Raw genomic sequence first — 15300 nt, forward strand, 5'->3', positions numbered from 1 at the left:
GCGCCTGTGGATTTGCCTTGGGTCGGGAAAAGCCGCGCATCATACCAGCAGCGTGGGCCAATGGCTGCGATCGTCGTCGATGTTTTGCCGGGCGGGCAAGTAGCGCATACTGCGCCCTGATTTCGAGGGGGGATTTATGCGCAGTACAGTGAAAATGACCGCCTTGGCGCTGCTGGGAACTGCGGCCTGCTGGTTCGCCGCCTCGGCCCCGGCCGGTTCCGCCGCGCCCTTGAGCCAGGTGGAAATCCTCAAGGTGCTGTCGTCGTCCTGCGGGCTGGAGGATGTCTCCGACGGTCGTGAGCGGACCCAGTGCGACCACAGCGGGCCGGGCATCAAGGTCTATGTGCTGGAGATCGGCTACGGCCGCGAGCCCTACGTGACCCTGGACGGCTTCGAGGTCGATGGCACCCGGACCCCGGTATGCGAAGACGGCTCCAGCTACGAACCCTGCGCCCCTGGCGGGATCACCGCCGGCTACCTCTATATCTTCGACCTGGCCGACAAGAAGGAAGGCACCTTCCGCTTCAGCAACACTTCGATCAATGCGCCGGGCAACAGCATGAGCGCAGAAATCTACATCAAGTAGGCCGCCGGCGGTCCCGGTTCGGCCAGCTAGCCAGCCCGGGTTTGCTCCATTTGTGGTTCGTGCATCCGGTCACGCTGGGCCAGGGTCGGGAACAGCTTGATCCAGGTCCCGGTCACCAGCAGCGTGCCGACTCCGCCCAGCACCACCGCCGGCACCGTGCCGAACCAGTGGGCAGTGAGCCCGGATTCGAACTCCCCCAGTTGGTTCGAGGCGCCGATGAACAGGCCGTTCACCGCGCTGACCCGGCCGCGCATCTCATCCGGGGTTTCCAGCTGCACGAAGGAGGCGCGGATCACCATGCTGATCATGTCCGCCGCCCCCAGTACCACCAGCACGGCCAGGGAGAACCAGAACGAGGTGGACAGGCCGAAGGCGATGGTCGCCACGCCGAACACCCCGACGGCGGTGAACATCACCCGCCCGACCTTGCGCTCGACGCTGAAGCGCGCCAGCCACAGCGACATCAGCAGGGCGCCCACTGCTGGCGCCGAGCGCAGCAGGCCCAGGCCCCAGGGGCCGGTGAGCAGGATGTCCTTGGCGAATACCGGCAACAGCGCGGTGGCGCCGCCGAGCAGTACGGCGAACAGGTCCAGGGAGATGGCGCCGAGGATGTCCGGCCGGCTGCGGATGAAGCGGATGCCCGCCAGCAGCGAGTCCAGGGTGGCCTTGCCCTTGTTCAGGGCGGCCTGGCGGGCTGGCAGGTTGAGCATCAGCAGGCAGGCGATCAGGTACAGCACCACGGTCGGACCGTAGACCCAGACACTGCCGAAGGCGTAGAGCAAGCCGCCCAGGGCCGGGGCGACGATGGTCGCCGATTGCTGGGCCGACTGGGCCGCGGCCACCGCCCGGGGAAACAGTGCGGCGGGCACGATGCTCGGCAGCAGGGCCTGGGTGGTGGGCATCTCGAAGGAGCGCGCGGCCCCGAGCAGGAACGCCAGGATGAAGATCAGCTCCCGGCTGACGCTGTCGGTCAGGCTGCCGATGGCCAGGGACAGGGCGATCGAGGCTTGCAGCGACTGGCAGATGGCGGCCACGCGGCGTCGGTCGTAGCGGTCGGCCACATGTCCGGTATGCAGCATGAACAGCACCCGTGGGGCGAACTCCACCAGCCCCACCAGGCCCAGGTCCAGGACGTTGCCGGTCAGTTGATAGAGGTTCCAGCCGATGGCCACCGTGAGCATCTGGAAACCGCTGGCGGTGAAGATCCGGGCTATCCAGAAAGCGATGAACGGGCGGTGGTGGCGGAGCAGCAAGGGTTCTGGGCTGGGCATCGGCAGGTAGATCTGAGCGGGGAGGGGGACGAGGTTATCACCAAGATGTAACCAATGGTTGCAGTCCAGGAAAAATCGTTAGCCGCGCATCTATCTCGTTTCTGGCTCCTTTTTTCGATGCGAGGCCCTGTCGCCGCGACCGCAGGTTCCCGGCTGACCGGGCGGACGCCGAAGGCCCAGGGGGCCTTGTCGCAGCTTCGCAGGCTCAGCAGCGGCTACAGGTTCGATGTGTGCTGGAGAAGTGCTGGGAAACCCCGGTTTTGACAAGGTGAGGCAAGCTGTCACGCGGCAAATAACCACAGAGTTGCCCGGCAAAATTAGGACTACTCTTTTAACGTTGATTGATCCAGATCAAGGCCTTTTTCGAGGGTTGGTGTGGTGGCCGCAAGGCCAGGATCCCTGCGTAGCGATGGTTTAAAAGAACGAATCCGAATTCGCCGCACTCCATATCCGTGGGGGCAGTGGGTGCAGGCCTCTGGCCGGCAGCCGGTATTACCTGACAGAGGAAAGCTTATGTTCGGTTTAGAGGCTCTTGATCTCGCCCGAATCCAGTTCGCATTCACCATCTCGTTCCACATCCTGTTCCCGGCGATCACCATCGGCCTGGCGAGCTACCTGGCGGTACTCGAGGGCCTGTGGCTCAAGACCCACGACGATACCTACCGCGATCTCTACCACTTCTGGTCGAAGATCTTCGCCGTCAATTTCGGCATGGGCGTGGTGTCCGGCCTGGTGATGGCCTATCAGTTCGGCACCAACTGGAGCCGGTTCTCCGACTTCGCCGGTTCGGTCACCGGTCCGTTGCTGACCTACGAGGTGCTCACCGCATTCTTCCTGGAGGCCGGTTTCCTCGGGGTGATGCTGTTCGGCTGGAACAAGGTCGGGCGCAAGCTGCACTTCTTCTCCACGGTGATGGTGGCCATCGGTACCCTGATCTCGACCTTCTGGATCCTCTCGTCCAACAGCTGGATGCAGACTCCTCAGGGCTATGAAATCGTCAACGGCCAGGTGATCCCGGTGGATTGGCTGGCAGTGATCTTCAACCCGTCCTTCCCCTATCGCCTGGCGCACATGGCGGTCGCCGCGTTCGTGGCCACGGCGTTCTTCGTCGGCTCGTCGGCGGCCTGGCACCTGCTGCGCGGGCGGGACAACCCGGCGATCCGGCGCATGCTTTCCATGGCCATGTGGATGGCCCTGATCGTGGCCCCGGTACAGGCAGTGATCGGTGACTTCCACGGTCTCAACACCCTCAAGCACCAGCCGGCGAAGATCGCCGCCATCGAAGGTCACTGGGAGAACGTCGGTAACGAGCCGACTCCGCTGATCCTCTTCGGCTGGCCGGACATGAAGGCCGAGAAAACCAAGTTCGCCGTGGAAATCCCCTACCTGGGCAGCCTGATCCTCACCCACTCCCTGGACAAGCAGGTGCCGGCGCTCAAGGAGTTCCCGCCCGAGGACCGGCCCAACTCGACCATCGTCTTCTGGTCGTTCCGGATCATGGTCGGCCTGGGCATACTGATGATCTTCACCGGGCTGTGGAGCCTCTGGCTGCGCAAGCGGGACAGCCTCTACACCTCGCGGCCGTTCCTGTACCTGGCGTTGTGGATGGGGCCGTCCGGGCTGATCGCGATCCTCGCGGGCTGGTTCACCACCGAGATCGGTCGCCAGCCGTGGGTGGTCTACGGGCTGATGCGCACCGCCGATGCTTCTTCCGGGCATAGCCTGGTGCAGATGAGCATCACCCTGGCGTTGTTCGTGGTGGTGTACTTCGCGCTGTTCGGCGTGGGCATCGGCTACATGATGCGCCTGGTGCGCAAGGGACCGGTGACCAACGAAGGCGCCGAGACCAGCCATGGTGGCCCCGGCCGCAAACGCACGCCGGCCCGTCCGCTTTCCGCGGCCGACGATGACGACCACAGCACCAGCCTGAACAAGGGGAATTGAGTCATGGGTATCGATCTTCCGCTGCTCTGGGCCGTGATTATCATCTTCGGCATCATGATGTACGTGGTCATGGACGGGTTCGACCTGGGGATCGGGATTCTCTTCCCGTTCGTCAAGGACAGCCGCGACCGTGACGTAATGATGAACACCGTCGCCCCGGTCTGGGACGGCAACGAGACCTGGCTGGTACTGGGCGGGGCGGCGCTGTTCGGCGCCTTCCCGCTGGCCTACTCGGTGGTGCTTTCGGCACTCTACATGCCGCTGATCCTGATGCTGGTGGGGCTGATCTTCCGTGGCGTGGCCTTCGAGTTCCGCTTCAAGGCCAAGGAAGCCAAGCGCCATATCTGGGACAAGGCCTTCATCGGCGGTTCCGCGGCGGCCACCTTCTTCCAGGGCGTGGCCCTGGGGGCCTTCATCGATGGCCTGCCGGTGGTCAACCGCCAGTTCGCCGGCGGCTCGATGGACTGGCTGACGCCTTTCACCTTGTTCTGCGGCCTGGCGCTGGTGGTGGCCTATGCCTTGCTCGGTTGCACCTGGCTGATCATGAAGACCGAAGGCAAGTTGCAGTTGCAGATGCATGACCTGGCGCGGCCCCTGGCCTTCGTCCTGCTGGCGGTGATCGGCGTGGTCAGTATCTGGACGCCCCTGGCCCATGCCGAGATCGCCGCGCGCTGGTTCACCCTGCCGAACCTGTTCTGGTTCCTGCCGGTGCCGATCCTGGTGCTGGTGACCCTGTACGGGCTGCTCCGGGCCGTGGCGCGCAACGCTCACTACACGCCGTTCCTTTTGACCCTGGTACTGATCTTCCTCGGCTACAGCGGCCTGGGCATCAGCCTGTGGCCGAACATCGTGCCGCCGTCGATCTCCATCTGGGACGCCGCCGCACCGCCGCAGAGCCAGGGCTTCATGTTGGTGGGCACCTTGTTCATCATTCCGTTCATCCTGGGATACACCTTCTGGAGCTACTACGTGTTCCGCGGCAAGGTCACCCATGAGGACGGCTACCACTAGTCAGGCCTCGCTCCTCCAGAGGAGCGCAGCCTGCTCGCGACGGCGCCCTTGCAGGCGCCATCGCCCCCCCCTTGCGAAAGGAGCATTCGATGATGGCTGGTAAACATTCATTGCAGGAAATCGAACAGGCGGAAAAGAAGCCGCTCTGGCAGCGCCTGGGCTGGCTGGCCATGATCTGGGGCGGTAGCGTCCTGGCCCTGTTCCTGGTGGCCAGCCTGATGCGCATGTTCATGAACGCCGCGGGCCTGACCACGCACTGATCTTCATTACCGCTCATCCCATCCCGTGTCGTGCGGCGCGGTTTATAACCCTCCATTGGAGGGTTTTTTTTGACCTGGGCTTGCTACGTCTTTTCTTTGCAGGTGCAGCCGTTGGGCTCGTGATGAGCGACAACGCGGTACTTGGCATTTCGCGGGGGACTCACCGCGAGCAAGCTTGCGCCTACGGGGCAGGGTGGGGTTACTTGCGGGCCTTGAGGATGACGAACTTGGGCGTCGCCGCCACCTGCTCAACACCGCGGAACAGGCGGGCCAGCTTGCTGTGATATCCCAGGTGGCGGTTGCCGACGATATACAGCGCACCGCCCACCACCAGGGCTTCCCGGGCCTGCTGGAACATGCGCCAGGCGAGGAAGTCGCCCACCACCTGCTGCTGGTGGAACGGTGGGTTGCACAGCACCACGTCCAGGGATTGCGGCTCCTGGCCGGCCAGGCCGTCGCCGGGGCGGATCACGGCTTCGCGCTCGCCAAGCAGCGCCTGCCAGTTTTCCCGGGCCGACTGCACCGCCATGAACGACTCGTCAACCAGGGTGTAGCGGGCCTGTGGATTGTCCAGGGCGCTGGCGATGGCCAGGATACCGTTGCCGCAGCCCAGATCCGCGACCCGGGCATTGCCGAGGTTCTGCGGCAGGTGCGGGAGGAAGGCGCGGGTACCGATATCCAGGCCTTCGCGGCAGAACACGTTGGCGTGGTTGAGCAGCTCGACAGCAGGCTTGTCCAGGCGATAGCGGGTCGGGTAGGGCGAGGCCAACGGCGGCCTGGCCTCGGCGGTGGCGATCAGCAGGCGGGCTTTCTTCACCGCCAGCGACGCCTGGACCGGGCCGATGTAGCGCTCCAGCAGGTCGCCGGCGGCCCGGGGCAGATGCTTGACCATGGCCGCAGCCACCACTTGGGCCCCGGGAGCCAGCTGGCCTTGCAGGCGGATCAGTTGCTCCTCCAGCAGGGCCAGGGTTTTGGGGACACGGACCAGCACTCGGTCGAAGGGGCCCTCCAGTGGTTCGCTGGCCGGCAGCACCTGCACGGCATCGAAGGGCAGGCCATTGCGTGCCAGGTTTTTTTCCAGGGCCAGGGCGCCGAGGTAGGAGTCGCCGCTGCTGGTGACCTGGACCTTGCCCAGCAGGCTCGCGGCCAGGGCCCCGAAGCTGTCGTTGAGCACCAGGACCCGGGTCTCGCTGCTCGGTTGCTGTTCGGCCAGGTGGCTGAGCAGGTACTCGTCCGCGGCGTCGAAGGCTTGCAGCGGCTCGTTCTGCTGTTCGGGCTGGCGGATCAGGTCGAGCTGGGCGAAGGGGCTGGCAAGCAGGGGCATGGGCGGACTCTAGGTAATAGGTGGGCCTGTCGGCGCGGGACCGTGGCGGACAGGAGCCTTGGGGCAGCGCTGTTGCAATGCGCGGGTGGGCTTGTACAAATGCGGCGATTTTACGTTTTTTCGCCGGGGATTGCCCGCCGTCTATGCCACTACAAACCACCGGTGTTTGTGCACGACGCTTTGCGGGACACTAGGAACATCGGTTTTGTGGAGTTCGTCATGACTGCCAGTGAAGAAAAGTACACCCGCCAGACCCTGCTCGATGTCCAGCCGCTGACCCCCAGCCTGTTCACCCTGCGCACCACCCGGGACCCGGGCTTTCGCTTCCGTTCCGGCCAGTTCGCCCGCCTCGGGGTGACCCGGGCCGACGGCAGTACGGTGTGGCGTGCCTATTCCATGGTGTCTTCGCCGTTCGACGAGTTCCTCGAGTTCTTTTCCATCGTCGTGCCCGACGGCGAGTTCACCAGCGAGTTGAGCCGCCTGCGTGAAGGCGACAGCCTGCTGGTGGATCGCCAGGCCTTCGGTTACCTGACCCTGGACCGTTTCGTCGATGGGCGCGACCTCTGGTTGTTATCCACAGGTACCGGCATTGCGCCATTTCTGTCGATCCTCCAGGACTTCGAGGTGTGGGAGAGATTCCAGCGCATCATCCTGGTCTACAGCGTGCGCGAAGCCAGGGAACTGGCCTACCAGCAATTGCTCGCCGAATTGCCCCAGCGTGAATACCTGGCCGAAGTTGCCCACAAGCTGCAGTTCATCAGCACCGTTACCCGCGAACAGCATCCGGGCAGCCTCAACGGGCGCATTACCCAGCTGATCGAGAACGGTGAGTTGGAGCGTGCGGCGGGCCTGGAACTGAGTCCTGAACACTCGCGGGTGATGCTCTGCGGCAACCCGCAGATGATCGACGACACCCGGGCCCTGCTCAAGCAGCGGGGCCTGAACCTGAGCCTGAGCCGACGCCCGGGACAGGTGGCAGTGGAAACCTATTGGTAGGGGAAAAGCCCCGTGGCCGCTGCTTCGCGCGGCCACGGGTCGCTACGGCGTGCCTCAGGACTTGTCGTTCTGGGCCTTGAGCAGGTCGCGGATCTCGGTCAGCAGCACTTCTTCCTTGGTCGGAACCGGCGGCTCCGCTGGTGCCACGGCTTCTTCGCGCTTGAGGCGGTTGATCACCTTCACGCCCATGAAGATGGCGAAGGCGATGATGATGAAGTCGATGATGCTCTGGATGAACTTGCCATAGGCCAGGACCACCGCTGGCGTGTCGCCCACGGCCGCCTTGAGGGTGATGGCCAGGTCGGCGAAATCCACGCCGCCGATCAGCATGCCGATTGGCGGCATGACCACGTCACCGACGAAAGACGAGACGATCTTGCCGAATGCGGCGCCGATGATGATACCGACGGCCATGTCGACCACATTACCTTTGACCGCGAAGGCCTTGAACTCACTTAACACGCCCATAGGTTATTTCCTTGTTGCAGATGAGGTTGGTTAAAGCAGTGTAAGTCAGCAAAAAGCATTTTGCCGACTCAACTTTCTACAGCTCGCGGCGTATGACCGATATATCGGCGAAGAGTTTAATCAAAGTGCCATCATTTTTCGCGCGCGATATACCTCGTCATTGCCGCTATAACCACAACATTCTGTCAATCAAGCGCTTGCGGGCTTTCTATTTAGCTTTCAAATGTTTAGCCACTAGCCTCTAGCAGGCGTATCGAGATACGCCTTATATAACTAGAGGAATCCGACATGACTGTTTCCATTGGCCTGGGGAATCTTTCCCCGCGCGGCGTACTGGGCGTGCTCGCCGCCAGTATGCTGTCCCTTTCCGTACAGGCCGCCACACTGACCCGCGACAACGGCGCGGCGGTAGGCGACAACCAGAACTCGCAGACCGCAGGCGCCACTGGACCGGTGTTGCTGCAGGATGTGCAACTGATCCAGAAGCTCCAGCGTTTCGACCGCGAGCGTATTCCCGAGCGGGTGGTGCATGCCCGCGGCACCGGCGCCCACGGCACCTTCACCGTCACCGACAACCTCACCGACCTGACCCGGGCCAAGGTGTTCGCCGCTGGCGAGGTGACCCCGGTATTCGTGCGTTTCTCGGCGGTGGTGCATGGCAACCATTCCCCGGAAACCCTGCGCGATCCACGGGGTTTCGCCACCAAGTTCTACACCGCGGACGGCAATTGGGACCTGGTGGGCAACAACTTCCCGACCTTTTTCATCCGTGACGCCATCAAGTTCCCGGACATGGTCCATGCCTTCAAGCCCGACCCGCGTACCAACCTGGACGATGATTCGCGGCGTTTCGATTTCTTCTCCCATGTTCCCGAAGCCACCCGCACTTTGACCGAGCTGTATTCCAACTCCGGGACCCCGGCCAGTTATCGGGAAATGGACGGGAATGGCGTGCACGCCTACAAGTTGATCAACGCCAAGGGCGAAGTGCACTACGTGAAGTTCCACTGGAAGAGTTTGCAGGGTGTGAAGAATCTCGATCCGCAACAAGTGGTCGAGGTCCAGGGGCGCGATTACAGCCATATGACCCATGACTTGGTATCCCACATTAATAAAGGGGACTTTCCCAAGTGGGACTTGTATGTCCAGGTATTGAAGCCCGAAGACCTGGCCAAGTTCGAGTTCGATCCGCTGGACGCCACCAAGATCTGGCCCGGCATTCCCGAGCGCAAGGTCGGGCAGATGGTGTTGAACCGCAATCCGGGCAATGTCTTCCAGGAAACCGAGCAGGTGGCCATGGCTCCGGCCAACCTGGTGCCGGGTATCGAGCCCTCCGAGGACCGCCTGCTGCAAGGCCGGGTGTTCTCCTATGCCGACACCCAGATGTACCGCCTGGGGGCCAACGCCCTGCAACTGCCGATCAATGCGCCGAAAGTTGCGGTGAACAATGGCAACCAGGATGGCGCCATGAACCCGGGGCACACCCAGAGCGGGGTCAACTACCAGCCGAGCCGGCTTGAGCCACGCGAAGAGCCCGCGGCGGCGCGCTACAGCCAGCAGGCGTTGGCGGGCAGCACCCAGCAGGCGAAGATCCAGCGTGAGCAGAACTTCAAGCAGGCCGGCGACCTGTACCGCTCCTACAGCAAGAAGGAGCGCCAGGACCTGATCGAGAGCTTCGGCCAGTCCCTGGCCGACACTGACGACCAGAGCAAGCACATCATGCTGTCGTTCCTCTACAAGGCCGACCCCGAGTACGGCGCTGGCGTGGCCAAGGTGGCCAAGGGCGACCTGGCCCGGGTCAAGGCCCTGGCCGCCAAACTGGCAGATTGACTTCGACCCGCGTCACGCTCTCGGGCGTGACGCACCTTTTCCTTGTAGGAGCGAGGCTTGTCCGCGATGGGCCGCACAGCGGCCCCAATACCGATTCTGCCTGGAGCCCTGTTTCCCGGGCTGGAGGCATCGGTGGCAAGCCTCGCGCTTACGGAGTTTCTTGAAACAAAGGGAGTCGCACCATGCGCCTGTTCATTTCACTGCTGCTGGCCGCCTGCTCCCTGGGGGCTCATGCGGAGCAAGCGGGCGTTGCCGACCCGGTTGCGGTCAAGGCCCAGCTGGCCAACTACTATTTCGATGCCGCCCGCCGCGGCGATATCCAGATCCTCGACACCTTCATCGAGGCCGGCTACGCCCTCGATACCCGCGACGAAAAGGGCTATACCGCGCTGATCCTGGCCGCCTATCACGGCCACGGGACGGCGGTGGAGCACCTGCTGGCCGCCGGCGCCAATGCTTGCGCCCAGGATGAGCGCGGTAATACCGCGTTGATGGGGGCGATCTTCAAGGGCGAGGTACGGATAGCCCGGCGCCTGATGGCGGCCGATTGCAGCCCTGACCAGCGCAATGCCGCTGGCCAGGCGGCGGCCATGTACGCCGGCCTGTTCAAGCGTACCGAGTTGCTCCAGGCCCTGGCGGCCAAGGGCGCCGATCTTGAGGCCGAGGACCCGCTGGGCAATAGCGCCACGCGCCTGGCCAGCGGGCAGATCCGCACCGCCGCGCCGCGCTGATCGGCGCCAGCTGAGCTATCATCGCGGTTTTTGCCGGGGGTTCAGATGGCCAAGGCCAAGCGCATGTACGGCTGCACCGAGTGCGGCTCCACCTTTCCCAAATGGGCCGGGCAATGCGGTGAATGCGGCGCCTGGAACACCCTGGTCGAGACCATGATCGAAAGCGGCGGTGCCGCGGCGCCCGCCGGGCGTACCGGCTGGGCCGGGCAGCAGGCGCAGATCAAGACCCTGGCCGAGGTCAGCGTCGAGGAGATCCCGCGTTTCTCCACCGCTTCCGGCGAGCTCGACCGGGTGCTCGGCGGCGGCCTGGTGGATGGCTCGGTGGTGCTGATCGGCGGTGATCCGGGGATCGGCAAGTCGACCATCCTGCTGCAGACCTTGTGCAACATCGCCACGCGCATGCCGGCGTTGTACGTCACCGGCGAGGAGTCCCAGCAGCAGGTAGCGATGCGCGCCCGTCGCCTGGGCCTGCCCCAGGACCAACTGCGGGTAATGACCGAGACCTGCATCGAGACCATCATCGCCACGGCCCGGGTAGAGAAGCCCAAGGTGATGGTGATCGACTCCATCCAGACCATCTTCACCGAACAACTGCAATCGGCCCCAGGCGGTGTGTCCCAGGTTCGCGAGAGCGCCGCCTTGCTGGTGCGCTACGCCAAGCAGAGCGGCACGGCGATCTTCCTGGTCGGCCACGTGACCAAGGAAGGCGCCCTGGCCGGCCCGCGGGTACTGGAGCACATGGTAGACACCGTGCTGTATTTCGAGGGTGAGTCCGATGGTCGCCTGCGCCTGCTACGGGCGGTGAAGAATCGCTTCGGCGCGGTCAACGAGCTTGGCGTGTTCGGCATGACCGACCGTGGGCTGAAGGAGGTCTCCAACCCGTCGGCGATCTTCCTCACCCGGGCCCAGGAGGAAGTGCCGGGCAGCGTGGTCATGGCCACCTGGGAAGGCACCCGGCCGATGCTGGTGGAGGTCCAGGCGCTGGTGGATGACAGCCACCTGGCCAACCCGCGCCGGGTCACCCTGGGCCTGGATCAGAACCGCTTGTCCATGCTGCTGGCGGTCCTGCACCGCCACGGCGGCATCCCGACCCACGACCAGGATGTGTTCCTCAACGTGGTGGGTGGGGTCAAGGTGCTGGAGACCGCCTCCGACCTGGCGTTGATGGCGGCGGTGATGTCGAGCCTGCGCAACCGGCCGTTGCCCCATGACCTGCTGGTGTTCGGCGAGGTGGGCCTGTCCGGCGAGGTGCGCCCGGTGCCCAGTGGCCAGGAACGCTTGAAGGAAGCGGCCAAGCATGGCTTCAAGCGGGCCATCGTGCCCAAGGGCAACGCGCCGAAGGAGCCGCCGGCAGGGCTGAAGATCATCGCCGTGACCCGCCTGGAGCAGGCACTGGATGCACTTTTCGAATAACTCGGGCTGTTACTGAAGGGACGCACACGACATGGGCATGACAAACATGAAGGACTGGTTGCTGGGGTTCGGCTTGCTCTGCGGCTGCAGCCTGGCCCTGGCCCAGCAGGCCGAGGCGCCGCCGGGCTACTGGATCGCGCAACAACTTCCGGTGGGGGATGGCACGACGCTGCAGGTGCTGGAAGACCAACGCATCACCCAGGAGGTCCATGACGAAAACTGGGGCAGCGGCATGGACGCGGACAATCTCCCAGAGGCCGCGGACGGCCAGCCGGCGGAGCCGTTGGAAGCCCAGGCGCGCCTGGTCTCGGACAGTGGCCAGGTGCTGGCGCAGCGGGCCCTGGGTTATCCCCTGGCCAATGTGAAGAAGGCCCCGCTCAGCGGCCTGCCATCGCCGACCTTCTTTTTGTCCATCGACCAGACCGCCCCCCTGGGCAGCTACAGCGGTCCGCTCACCGAGGTGCTGGTGCCGGCGCAGAACCGCCTGGACCCGGTGCCATGCCAGGACGAGAGCGGCGAGAAACGGCCACTGATGTTCAGCCATACCGGCAAGGCGGCCTGGCAGATAGTGCCCGCCAGCGGGGGCGGGACCGAAACCATCCAGCAGGTGTCGTCGGCCTCGACCATGGTGGACGATGAGTTCATCACGACCTATCGCACCTTCCGCTATGTCGATGGACAGTGGACGGCGGTTTCCCGACAACAGCCGGGCTACTGGGACATGGAGCACGATTTCCCCGAGCCCGCGCTGTTTCCCTGACTCCCTGCGGCAGGTCAGATATCGATCAGCGCGCCCAGTTCCCGCTCCAGCTCCTCGGGGTCGCCCAGGTTCAGCTCGATCAGGCGCCGCAGGTGCTCGATGGACTCCAGGCCGATATGCAGGCAGACGAAACCCAGCTGGCCGTTGTTGTCATGGGCCAATTGCACATCCATGCGCACGTCGGCGTCCTGGCCCAGGTGGATATCGGCTTCGAAGGGGCGCTTGGGATCTCCCAGCCAGGGGGCGGGGCGCTCGATCAGCAAGCCCTTGAGGGACAGGTCCAGCAGTTGCACCGGCCAGCGGTGGGTGCCCTGGCTGAGTTCGGTCTTGGCATCGAAGGCGATACGTTTGAAGCGTCGGCGGTCGTCGTGTTGCTCGCTCATGGACTGGCCCTCTGCGTGGTGCACTGACTATAGACCCCGGCACCGGCCCGCCGCTACAACCCATGTCGCGCCTTGCGAAGCAGTCGCCGTAAGCGCTGCCCGGGAGACATTCGCCGCCAGTGCGAAGCAGGCCCGCGAAGCTGCCACGGTGCGGGAAAGAATGCTCTAGACCAACGTGGGGGCTGGCCTTTGGGTGGAGTAGCGCTACACTCGCAAGCGCTATCTTTCTGTCCACCTGGCTGGAATATAAAAATGAAAAACAATAATAGCCCGCTACGCCACCTGCCCTGGCTGGTGCTGGCAATCGTAGGAGCATGCGCCCTTGGCGTAGTTGCATTGCGTCGAGGGGAGGCGATCAACGCCTTGTGGATCGTGGTCGCGGCAGTGGCCATCTACCTGGTGGCGTACCGGTACTACAGCCTGTTCATCGCCAACAACGTGATGCAGCTGGATTCGACCCGCGCCACCCCCGCCGTACTCAACAATGACGGTCTGGACTATGTGCCGACCAACAAGCACATCCTGTTCGGCCACCACTTCGCGGCCATCGCTGGCGCAGGTCCCCTGGTGGGCCCGGTCCTGGCGGCGCAGATGGGCTACCTGCCCGGTACCCTGTGGCTGATCGCCGGCGTGGTCCTGGCCGGCGCGGTACAGGACTTCATGGTGCTGTTCCTGTCCACCCGGCGTAACGGCCGCTCCCTGGGCGACATGGTCCGCGAGGAGATGGGGCGCATTCCCGGGACCATCGCCCTGTTCGGCTGCTTCCTGATCATGATCATCATCCTCGCGGTGCTGGCGCTGATCGTGGTCAAGGCCCTGGCCGAGAGCCCATGGGGCATCTTCACGGTGATGGCGACCATCCCGATCGCGGTGTTCATGGGCGTGTACATGCGCTACATCCGCCCGGGCCGCATCGGCGAGATCTCGCTGATCGGCGTGATCCTGCTGCTCGCTTCCATCTGGCTGGGTGGCCAGGTGGCGGCCGATCCAGTCTGGAGCAAGATGTTCACCTTCACCGGCGTGCAGATCACCTGGATGCTGATCGGCTACGGTTTCGTCGCTGCGGTGCTGCCGGTCTGGCTGATCCTGGCGCCACGGGACTACCTGTCGACCTTCCTCAAGATCGGCACCATCATCGCCCTGGCGATCGGCATCCTGATCACCATGCCCGAACTGAAGATGCCGGCCCTGACCCAGTTCACCGACGGCACCGGCCCGGTGTGGAAAGGCGGCCTGTTCCCGTTCCTGTTCATCACCATCGCCTGTGGCGCGGTATCCGGCTTCCATGCGCTGATCTCCTCGGGGACCACGCCCAAGCTGCTGGATAACGAAACCAACGCTCGCTACATCGGCTACGGCGGCATGCTCATGGAGTCCTTCGTGGCGATCATGGCCATGGTCGCGGCCTCGGTGATCGAGCCTGGCGTGTACTTCGCCATGAACAGCCCGGCCGCCATCGTCGGTGGTGACGTGGTCGCGGTCGCCCAGACCGTCAGCAGCTGGGGCTTCGTCATCAGCCCCGAGCAACTGCAGGCAGTGGCCAAGGACATCGGCGAGAACACTATCCTGGCCCGTGCCGGTGGTGCCCCGACCCTGGCGGTGGGGATCGCGCAGATCCTCCATCACGTGCTGCCGGGCGAGAACACCATGGCGTTCTGGTACCACTTTGCGATCCTGTTCGAAGCGCTGTTCATCCTTACCGCAGTGGATGCCGGTACCCGGGCCGGGCGCTTCATGCTCCAGGACCTGCTGGGCTCCTTCGTCCCCGCGCTCAAGCGCACCGAATCCTGGGGCGCCAACCTGATCGCCACCGCCGGTTGCGTGGCCCTCTGGGGCTACCTGCTGTACCAGGGCGTGATCGATCCGCTGGGTGGTATCAACACCCTGTGGCCGCTGTTCGGCATCTCCAACCAGATGCTGGCCGGTATCGCCCTGATGCTCGGCACCGTGATCCTGATCAAGATGAAGCGCCAGCGCTACATCTGGGTCACCCTGCTGCCGGCTGTGTGGCTGCTGATCTGCACCACCACCGCGGGCTTCATCAAGCTGTTCGACGCCAACCCGGCGATCGGCTTCCTGTCCCTGGCCAAGAAGTACAGCGATGCCCTGGCCAACGGCCAGATCCTCGCCCCGGCCAAGGACATCACGCAGATGCAGCACGTGATCTTCAACGCCTATACCAACGCGGCCCTGACCGGCCTGTTCCTGCTGGTGGTATTCAGTGTCCTGTTCTACGCGCTCAAGGTCGGTGTCGCCGCCTGGGGCAGCAAGGAGCGCACGGACAAGGAATCGCCATACCAAGCGGTACCGGACGCCTGACCCG

14 protein-coding genes are annotated in these 15300 nt (G+C 64.1%); 10 read left to right on the forward strand and 4 right to left on the reverse strand.

The features are described 5' to 3' along the window. Positions 1 to 136: 136 nt before the first annotated feature. Entirely contained in the window at positions 137 to 586 is a 450-nt protein-coding gene (locus CAG11_RS15865; protein WP_085597024.1) for a DUF4879 domain-containing protein, read from the forward strand. Between the two features lie 26 nt (positions 587 to 612). Here CAG11_RS15865 and CAG11_RS15870 read toward each other — a convergent pair whose 3' ends face one another. Continuing rightward, positions 613 to 1857, reverse strand: a complete 1245-nt coding sequence (locus tag CAG11_RS15870; RefSeq protein ID WP_085597025.1) for an MFS transporter — start codon at positions 1855 to 1857, stop codon at positions 613 to 615. Positions 1858 to 2370: 513 nt separating this feature from the next. Here CAG11_RS15870 and CAG11_RS15875 point away from each other — a divergent pair. The 3 genes from CAG11_RS15875 to CAG11_RS15885 all read left to right on the forward strand — a co-directional run bounded on the left by CAG11_RS15875 (position 2371) and on the right by CAG11_RS15885 (position 5072). After that, on the forward strand, positions 2371 to 3801 hold the full coding sequence (locus tag CAG11_RS15875) for a cytochrome ubiquinol oxidase subunit I (protein ID WP_085597026.1): 1431 nt from the start codon (positions 2371 to 2373) through the stop codon (positions 3799 to 3801). 3 nt (positions 3802 to 3804) lie between these two features. Further along, positions 3805 to 4812 (forward strand): cytochrome d ubiquinol oxidase subunit II, encoded by a 1008-nt coding sequence (gene cydB / locus CAG11_RS15880; RefSeq protein ID WP_022641127.1) that lies wholly within the window; start codon positions 3805 to 3807, stop codon positions 4810 to 4812. Between the two features lie 92 nt (positions 4813 to 4904). Continuing rightward, positions 4905 to 5072 (forward strand): DUF2474 domain-containing protein, encoded by a 168-nt coding sequence (locus CAG11_RS15885; RefSeq protein WP_083456947.1) that lies wholly within the window; start codon positions 4905 to 4907, stop codon positions 5070 to 5072. Between the two features lie 199 nt (positions 5073 to 5271). Here CAG11_RS15885 and CAG11_RS15890 read toward each other — a convergent pair whose 3' ends face one another. Then, positions 5272 to 6396: a methyltransferase gene (locus CAG11_RS15890; protein WP_085597027.1), complete on the reverse strand. Its 1125-nt coding sequence runs from the start codon at positions 6394 to 6396 to the stop codon at positions 5272 to 5274. A 219-nt stretch (positions 6397 to 6615) separates the two neighbouring features. On the opposite strand from CAG11_RS15890, the gene CAG11_RS15895 reads away from it, so the two are divergent. Beyond that, on the forward strand, positions 6616 to 7392 hold the full coding sequence (locus CAG11_RS15895; RefSeq protein ID WP_085597028.1) for a ferredoxin--NADP reductase: 777 nt from the start codon (positions 6616 to 6618) through the stop codon (positions 7390 to 7392). 54 nt (positions 7393 to 7446) lie between these two features. Here CAG11_RS15895 and mscL read toward each other — a convergent pair whose 3' ends face one another. Further along, the gene (mscL, locus tag CAG11_RS15900; protein ID WP_022641123.1) at positions 7447 to 7860 is read right to left on the reverse strand and encodes a large-conductance mechanosensitive channel protein MscL; all 414 of its coding nucleotides are present in this window, start codon (positions 7858 to 7860) and stop codon (positions 7447 to 7449) included. A 288-nt stretch (positions 7861 to 8148) separates the two neighbouring features. Between mscL and katB the strand changes: the two genes are divergently transcribed. The 4 genes from katB (at position 8149) to CAG11_RS33195 (ending at position 12594) form a co-directional block, all read left to right on the forward strand. Continuing rightward, on the forward strand, positions 8149 to 9690 hold the full coding sequence (gene katB, locus CAG11_RS15905; RefSeq protein WP_085597029.1) for a catalase KatB: 1542 nt from the start codon (positions 8149 to 8151) through the stop codon (positions 9688 to 9690). Positions 9691 to 9872: 182 nt separating this feature from the next. Further along, positions 9873 to 10421 (forward strand): ankyrin repeat domain-containing protein, encoded by a 549-nt coding sequence (locus CAG11_RS15910; RefSeq protein ID WP_085597030.1) that lies wholly within the window; start codon positions 9873 to 9875, stop codon positions 10419 to 10421. Between the two features lie 45 nt (positions 10422 to 10466). Further along, a complete protein-coding gene (gene radA / locus CAG11_RS15915) occupies positions 10467 to 11834 on the forward strand; it encodes a DNA repair protein RadA (RefSeq protein WP_022641120.1) in 1368 nt (455 codons plus the stop codon). Between the two features lie 31 nt (positions 11835 to 11865). Continuing rightward, on the forward strand, positions 11866 to 12594 hold the full coding sequence (locus tag CAG11_RS33195; protein WP_143494608.1) for a hypothetical protein: 729 nt from the start codon (positions 11866 to 11868) through the stop codon (positions 12592 to 12594). Between the two features lie 14 nt (positions 12595 to 12608). On the opposite strand, the gene CAG11_RS15920 is transcribed toward CAG11_RS33195, so the two are convergent. After that, complete coding sequence (locus CAG11_RS15920) at positions 12609 to 12977, reverse strand: PilZ domain-containing protein (protein ID WP_022641118.1); 369 nt, start codon at positions 12975 to 12977, stop codon at positions 12609 to 12611. A gap of 252 nt (positions 12978 to 13229) precedes the next feature. On the opposite strand from CAG11_RS15920, the gene CAG11_RS15925 reads away from it, so the two are divergent. Continuing rightward, positions 13230 to 15296, forward strand: coding sequence for a carbon starvation CstA family protein (locus CAG11_RS15925; protein WP_053134681.1), 2067 nt, complete (start codon positions 13230 to 13232; stop codon positions 15294 to 15296). Positions 15297 to 15300 lie beyond the last annotated feature (4 nt).

Origin of the sequence: Pseudomonas sp. B6(2017) (assembly GCF_002112765.1) — a bacterium.
Classification (GTDB): Bacteria; Pseudomonadota; Gammaproteobacteria; order Pseudomonadales; family Pseudomonadaceae; genus Aquipseudomonas; species Aquipseudomonas piscis.